2 protein-coding genes are annotated in these 1110 nt (G+C 68.8%); both read right to left on the bottom strand.

Translation table 11 applies throughout. The features are described from left to right. Positions 1-340: M55 family metallopeptidase (locus GA0115259_RS37980; RefSeq protein WP_161230626.1), on the bottom strand; the 340-nt coding region annotated here is incomplete at its 3' end. A 130-nt stretch (positions 341-470) separates the two neighbouring features. Continuing rightward, positions 471-1043, bottom strand: coding sequence for a dihydrofolate reductase family protein (locus tag GA0115259_RS37975; protein ID WP_093605166.1), 573 nt, complete (start codon positions 1041-1043; stop codon positions 471-473). Positions 1044-1110 lie beyond the last annotated feature (67 nt).

The following is a 1110-nucleotide window of genomic DNA, read 5'->3' as shown; positions in this document are numbered from 1 at the left end:
CGGCGGGCCCGCCGCCGGCGCGGGCGTGGTAGCCGATGAACATGGCGGCGTCGGTGTGTTCGTCGAGCCCGCCGAGCATGCCCAGCGGGCGCGGCTTGCCGCGTACCAGGTGTGCCCGTCGGTCGAGTTCCTCCGGCAGCAGGTTGCGGAAAGGCCCGTGTGCGTCGGCGACCAGGACCGCGGCGGCGGGTTCGGCATCCAGGACGCCGGCGATCACGGCGTTCGCCTCGGCCGTCATCAACGCCCGGCCGCGCGCGTAGTCGTAGCGATCCGGATTCGTCTCGGTGGGATGCACGATCCCCGAGATGCCCTCCATGTCAACGGAGATCAACACGTTCATGAGCCGGGGAGTCTACGTGCCGTGCTCACCACGCCAGGGCGCGGTAGCGGTATTGGTACGAGGGCCTGTTGGCCGGCCGGCGGTGGCGCCGCGGGAGCGGCATGGCGTTTCCGCGGCGCCGCCGGCCTGGTCAGCGGACGACGTCGAGGACGTTCATCTGCAGGCCGTTGGCGTACGCGGCGTGCTCGACCAGCTTCAGCTTCTGGGTGTCCTTGTCGCCGGCCGGGAACAGGCGCTTGCCCGCGCCGAGCAGCAGCGGGAAGACGAGCAGGTGGTAGCGGTCGATCAGACCGGCGTCGGCGAGGCTGTGGTTCAGGCCGACGCTGCCGTGGACGATGATCGGGCCTCCGTCGGTCTCCTTGAGGGCGGCGACCTCGTCGAGGGAGCGCAGGATGATGGTCTCGCCCCAGTTCGAGACGAGCTTGTCCTCGGTGAGGGTGGTGGAGACGACGTACTTCGGCAGGATGTTGTAGCGGGCGAACTCCTCCATGTTCGGCCACACCGGGCTGAACGCCTCGTAGCTGGCCCGGCCCAGCAGGATCGCGGTGGACTCCTCCTGCTCCCGCCCCTTGATGTCGAACGCCTCGGGGAGGAACTCGACGTCCTTGACGGTCCATCCGGAGTTGCGGTAGCCGGGCTCGCCGCCCGGGCCCTCCATGACGCCGTCGAGCGAGATGAAGGCGGTGCTGATCAGGGTACGCATGGTGGTTTCCCTAAGAATGTGAGGCGGTCCGGGAGGACCGGGTGTGGCTGATGGTGGGTTGTCGTTT

Source organism: Streptomyces sp. MnatMP-M17, assembly GCF_900091995.1.
Lineage (GTDB): Bacteria > Actinomycetota > Actinomycetes > Streptomycetales > Streptomycetaceae > Streptomyces.
This window is presented reverse-complemented; position numbering and strand designations above follow the sequence as displayed.

Coding starts and splice junctions, on each gene's coding strand:
- GA0115259_RS37975 (WP_093605166.1), bottom strand. CDS start 1,043: ATGCGTACCCTGATCAGCACCGCCTTCATCTCGCTCGACGGCGTCATG.